Below are 5,557 nucleotides of genomic sequence, written 5' to 3'. Positions count from 1 at the left end.
TTTCCTCAAAGCCATTAAATCTAAGATTGGGGATATGCTTTGTAGAATTTGGAACCTTAAAACACTTAAGTACCTAATTTCCTAAATGCGTCTAATTTGTTCAGCGTAATCATTAATTCATTCTAAAAACGAAAAATTATGACTGAACAAAAAACAATTGCAGCAATCATCTCAGCCTGGAAAGCCGACAAAAGGCAGTATGTAAAAAAATCAACTTTTTCAGCCTATATGCTTTTGATTGAAAATCACCTTTTGCCTGTATTCGGTAGCAAATACAATGTGGAAGAACCGGAACTCCAAGGTTTCGTCTTCCAAAAGCTAAAAGAAGGGCTTAGCCAGAAATCTGTAAAAGACATTTTAATTGTCCTGAAAATGGTGCTGAAGTTTGGCGCAAAAAACAAATGGATAGAGTATCAGCCACTGGATATAAAATTTCCCACGCATCAGCAAAAGCAAACTATTGAAGTGTTAAGCCGTGCCCACCAAAAGAAGCTGATGAACTATGTGCAGGAGCATTTCACCTTTCGCAACCTGGGTATTTATATTTGCCTCAGTGCAGGTATGCGGATAGGTGAAATATGCGCCCTTACCTGGGAAGATATTGATATTGAAAACGGCATTATCCATATCCGCCGCACCATACAACGTATTTATATGATAGATGCAGGTGTCAGAAAAACAGAATTGATACTGGATACTCCCAAAACAAAAAACTCTACCCGGGAGATCCCTATCAGTCGGAACTTATTAAAAATGCTGAAACCCATCAAAAAAATAATGAACCCTAATTTTTTTGTATTGACAAACGATGCCAAACCCACCGAACCGAGGACATACAGGAGCTATTACAAAAAGTTTATGCAGGCATTGGATATGCCTCAGCTAAAGTTTCATGGCTTGCGTCATTCCTTTGCCACAAGGTGTATAGAAAGTAAATGTGATTATAAAACGGTGAGCGTTATCCTCGGGCATTCCAATGTCAGCACCACCCTGAATTTGTATGTACATCCTAATTTAGAGCAAAAGAAAAAATGTATAGAGCAGATGTTTAAGGCGTTGAAATAGTTGGATTAAATATTTTTGAAACGAGCAAGCCTCCATTGTGTTTGAATAGAGGCTTGTTCGTTTTGCATTAACCAAGCCATACACCCGGCCAATCTTTTCGATGATGCAAAAAATTTTATTTGCTGTCTGTTCCTATTAACAAGCTAAATAATTTAGGGCATTCGTGTTAATAGATGGTGTTCAACTGGCGCAACTGATGATTGACTATAACCTTGGCGTATCCGTGCAAAAGACGTACGAAATTAAACGGCTGGATAATGATTATTTTGAGGAGGTGTGAGTTTTGACAGGATGGCTCGTATCGCGATGCTCTTTGTTGCCATGAAAATATGCAGATGAAGTGATTGCGACGCAAGGGACGATGCCATGAAAAACAAAAGCTGGTATCTGCAAATAATTAATTTCAAAGGAACTCGATTCCGGTATATTAATCACCAACCGCTTAATGAAAGAGTATGCAGGTAAAGGAAAGGCAGTATTTATAGAAAACGGCACTTTTAAAACGATCATCGCAGATACTTCCATTTATAGCCGGCAGAAGTTTCTTGCTTTCCTCTCAGGGCACCAATAATGCTTGTGCTATGTACGCCAACTGCAAAGGCAGCCTCTTTTATACCGGCAAACTTTCGCAAAGGCTTACCTTCCATGGAATATTGCATAACCGGGCGTTGCCTTTTTTTGGCACTCAGCGCCTGGCCATATTCATAACCCGACAAATCAATACGCAACGGGCCGTATCCTTTCTTCCAGAAGAATCCCCCGGCACTGCTGCGAATTTTCTTTATGACCAGCGAAATTTGAGCATTATTTATACCAGTTGCTTTTGCCGCATCATTGATCGTTGGAAAAACCGCAAGTCGTTTGCCCTTCATGTTGTATTGCGAAACTTTCTTTCCAAAAACCTCCTTGTTTCGCCTTTTACGCTGAGCTATCTTTTCCAACATGGGTGTCAGATCAATTTTACGGGCTTTTCCATGTCGCCAGATAAAACCGCCTGCTGAATGCTCGATACCCCTGGCTCTGTTACTGATATGGCTGTGGCTGATCCCCGTTGCCCGGGCGGCGATTGCAATGCTCGGGAACGTTTTAATCTTCTTCCCGTTCAAATCATATTGGGTTACGGGTTTGCTGTTCGTTAATCTTGAATTTTCTATGGCTTTATGCCTTGCTTTTTCATCTACAACCAGTGGTTTCCTCCTGTTTAATTCAGATATTCTTTTTTGCTTTTGTGATATAGACGCTTCAGTTAAATTGGATGGTTTTATGTTCAACCCGTTGTGGTCTTTGGTTAGGATCACTATCGTCTTATCATTCAAATCAATAGGTTTTATGAAGCAAAATACAAAAAAACGAAAAGCTGCAAAGGGCATTCCACCGGGCGTCTCGCTTGTACTGTTTATACCGGCAAGATTTCCAACACTCTACTATCATATAAGCAGCGGGGAAGAATAAAACAAGAGCAGATACTGAACTTAATTACTAACCGCTAAGCAGCGTTAATGAGCTTCTACACAAATCCAAACAACTTTGCAGACCCGACAGTACTACCGGATTTCTTTATAATACCAGCTCATAAGGTCGCAACCTTGTCAGAAGATTATAACGGACAACGTAGGCCTTTAAAAGGAAAAATTGTTGATTATCAGGACAAATAAGAGCCGGTGAAAGCATGAAGAAGCTGCAATTCAAAAATATTTCATAATAATTCCTACAAAATCTTCACATTTTGTGAACTTTTTCTATATTTACATCATGATATGAAAGTTCATTTGATAAAAGAAAAAACAATCAGGGATTATATAGTTGGGAATAGGGGTAGTAAAGCATCGTTTCAAGAATGGCTTTCAAAAGTAAAATTAGCAGATTGGACTACTACTGAAGATATAGTTCAAACTTTCCCTTCTGCTGACTTTTTAGGAAATAGTTCTTTCAGAACGATTTTTGATATAGCAGGGAATAAGTACAGGATGATCTGTAAATATTCTTTTGGCAGCACAAGTATGAGGTTGTATGTATGCTGGATAGGGACTCATGCTGAATATGACAAAATTTGCAAACAGAACAAACAATATACAGTCTTTGACTATTAAAATATAGGTTATGGAAACATTGAAATATAAAGTGATAAAATCTGAAAAGCAGTACAACGAATATTGCCAGACACTTCACGATTTGGATTTTGCTACAAAAAGGAAAACCAAAGCAATAGAAGATGAAATAGAATTACTCACTTTTTTGGTTGAAAAATACGATGAAGAACACAGCAATTTTGAAACCCTTGAACCTATTCCTTTACTGAAGTCTTTGATGAAAGACCATAAAATAAAAGCTGTTGATTTGGCAAATCTTTTGAATGTAAGTGAAGGCTTGGTTTCTGACATGCTTAACTACAAGAAGGGTTTATCTAAAGGCACCATCCGCATTCTTTCTGAAAGGTTTAAGTTAAACCAGGAGGCTTTTAACAGGCCCTATGAATTGCATGTGCCTGTAAGCTCCAAATTCAAAGACGCAAAAATGATGAATACAAGGAAGAAACCGGCAATAGCTTAACACATTCACTTCCTGAATTTTCTTTTCCTGATAATATAATCAGTAGCTTCCTTTTCTAATTAGCATGTGTACTGATTTTTAATTCAATTAGCCATCTATCTAATTCATTCCTTTTGAAATAGCTTTTTGCGCTGGTAAGAATAAACAATACAGATCGCTATAATCACCGGGCATACATCCAGACCAACCTTATTGAAGCGTATGAATTATTGATGGATTTCGTGAGCCGTCATCTGCCGGATAAGTTTTACCTAAAGGGTGATCAGCGTATAAGCCTCCGTACCACCATATTCCGGGAAATTGCCGCGAATCTTATCATTCACCGGGAATACACCAATGCGGCGCCGGCTACTTTTATTATTTATGCAGACCGGGTGGAGACAGAGAATGCCAATAACCCTCATGGTGAAGGGCCGATTGATCCTACCAATTTTGTTCCTTTCCCTAAAAATCCGCTGATCGCAAAATTCTTTATCCAGTTGGGGCGGGTGGAAGAGCTGGGCTCCGGTATATTAACCACTACCCGCTTAATGAAAGAATATGTGGGTAAAGGTAAGGCCTTCTTTATAGAAGGAGCGACCTTTAAAACCATTGTTTCCTTACCCGATGGGAAAGCCGTGGTGATAAATGATACAGTAAATGATACAGTAAAGCAAAGGATGAAGAGAGTTATACAGGAATTGATTAAGCAGCCCGGTCTCAAATCGAAAGACCTGGCGAAACTGGCAGGGGTATCAGAGGTTTCGATACGCAGAGATATGCAAAAACTTATGCAACTGGTAGAATTCAGGGGCGCTCCTAAAACAGGAGGATATTTTCTAACCGATCATATGCTGTTAAAGCTGGATAAAAGTAGATAGCCTAAAAACAAATTACTGATTTGTCAGAACCAGGCATAAATAGAAAGTTACAGCTATTCCGTTCCCTTTTCAAAGGCCGTGAAGATGTATTTGCGCTCCGTTGGGAAACCCATGCTAGTTCGCCGGGCAGGGAAGGGAAAAGCGGTTATATGCCTGCTTATTTGTATGACCCTTACCGATACCGGGCGCATAAGATGAAAGGAGGCACATTTCAATCTTATGCTGATAAAAAGTATTTGCCGCTTACGGATGAGCAACTGATGAAACATCTGAACGGTGAGCAGCTTGTTGGGCTATACCCGTTATTGCAGAACAACAGCTCCTGGTTTATTGCCGCGGATTTTGATGAGCAGCACTGGATAGCCGACAGCAAAAAATTTATGGAATACTGCAAAGCCAGAAATATACCCGCATACCTTGAGCGTTCCCGTTCAGGAAAGGGTGGGCATGTTTGGACATTTTTCGACCAATCTTACGCGGCAATCAGGAGTAGAAAAATATTCCTGTCAATCCTTACAGAATCGGGGACAATTTCTGTATTTGATAAAAATTCAAGCTTTGACAGGTTATTCCCCAACCAGGATATGCTTTCGGGAAAAGGGCTCGGTAATCTGATAGCATTGCCATTACATAAGCCTGCATTAGACAATGGTAACAGTTGCTTTATTGATCCGGAAACATTAACGCCATTTCCTGATCAGTGGAGCTTTCTTTCAGGGATTGAAAAAGTGAGCGTCAGGCTGCTGGATGAGATATATAACACTGTTTCAGGTGTCGGCGGCAGTAAAGAAAAGATACATGAAGCCGGAGGTAATGACAAGCTGATTGTATCATTAGACAATGCACTACGGCTGAACCGCTCAGCAATGCCGCTTACACTCATCACTTTTCTTAAGGAAGAACTGAATTTTACGAATTCGGCATTTATCATAAAAAAGAAAACTGGCAAAAATACTTTTGGAACAGAACGTTATTTCAGGTTTGTAGAGGAAACTGGTAATGAAGTTATTTTACCAAGAGGCTTTGCAGGAAGATTATTGAGGTTCTGTAAGGAAACTGGCATTGCTTACACCTTTAAAGAC

7 protein-coding genes are annotated in these 5,557 nt (G+C 39.6%); 6 read left to right on the top strand and 1 reads right to left on the bottom strand.

Features of this window, described 5'->3' with window-relative positions:
• Positions 1-138: 138 nt before the first annotated feature.
• Positions 139-1,065: a tyrosine-type recombinase/integrase gene (locus tag PLH26_RS19820; protein WP_324587757.1), complete on the top strand. Its 927-nt coding sequence runs from the start codon at positions 139-141 to the stop codon at positions 1,063-1,065.
• A 506-nt stretch (positions 1,066-1,571) separates the two neighbouring features.
• Here PLH26_RS19820 and PLH26_RS19815 read toward each other — a convergent pair.
• Positions 1,572-2,381, bottom strand: coding sequence for an NUMOD1 domain-containing DNA-binding protein (locus PLH26_RS19815; protein WP_324587756.1), 810 nt, complete (start codon positions 2,379-2,381; stop codon positions 1,572-1,574).
• A gap of 13 nt (positions 2,382-2,394) precedes the next feature.
• On the opposite strand from PLH26_RS19815, the gene PLH26_RS19810 reads away from it, so the two are divergent.
• The 5 genes from PLH26_RS19810 to PLH26_RS19790 all read left to right on the top strand — a co-directional run.
• Positions 2,395-2,517 carry a hypothetical protein gene (locus tag PLH26_RS19810; protein ID WP_324587755.1) on the top strand — a complete coding sequence of 41 codons (123 nt, stop codon included), beginning with the start codon at positions 2,395-2,397 and terminating at the stop codon, positions 2,515-2,517.
• Between the two features lie 305 nt (positions 2,518-2,822).
• On the top strand, positions 2,823-3,155 hold the full coding sequence (locus PLH26_RS19805; protein WP_324587754.1) for a type II toxin-antitoxin system HigB family toxin: 333 nt from the start codon (positions 2,823-2,825) through the stop codon (positions 3,153-3,155).
• 10 nt (positions 3,156-3,165) lie between these two features.
• Complete coding sequence (locus tag PLH26_RS19800; RefSeq protein WP_324587753.1) at positions 3,166-3,615, top strand: helix-turn-helix domain-containing protein; 450 nt, start codon at positions 3,166-3,168, stop codon at positions 3,613-3,615.
• Between the two features lie 221 nt (positions 3,616-3,836).
• The gene (locus PLH26_RS19795; RefSeq protein ID WP_324587752.1) at positions 3,837-4,475 is read left to right on the top strand and encodes an ATP-binding protein; all 639 of its coding nucleotides are present in this window, start codon (positions 3,837-3,839) and stop codon (positions 4,473-4,475) included.
• Between the two features lie 20 nt (positions 4,476-4,495).
• The coding region (locus PLH26_RS19790) for a TOTE conflict system archaeo-eukaryotic primase domain-containing protein (RefSeq protein WP_502876424.1) at positions 4,496-5,557 on the top strand (1,062 nt) is incomplete at its 3' end.

The organism is Agriterribacter sp. (genome assembly GCF_035444585.1).
Lineage (GTDB): Bacteria > Bacteroidota > Bacteroidia > Chitinophagales > Chitinophagaceae > Agriterribacter.
This window is presented reverse-complemented; position numbering and strand designations above follow the sequence as displayed.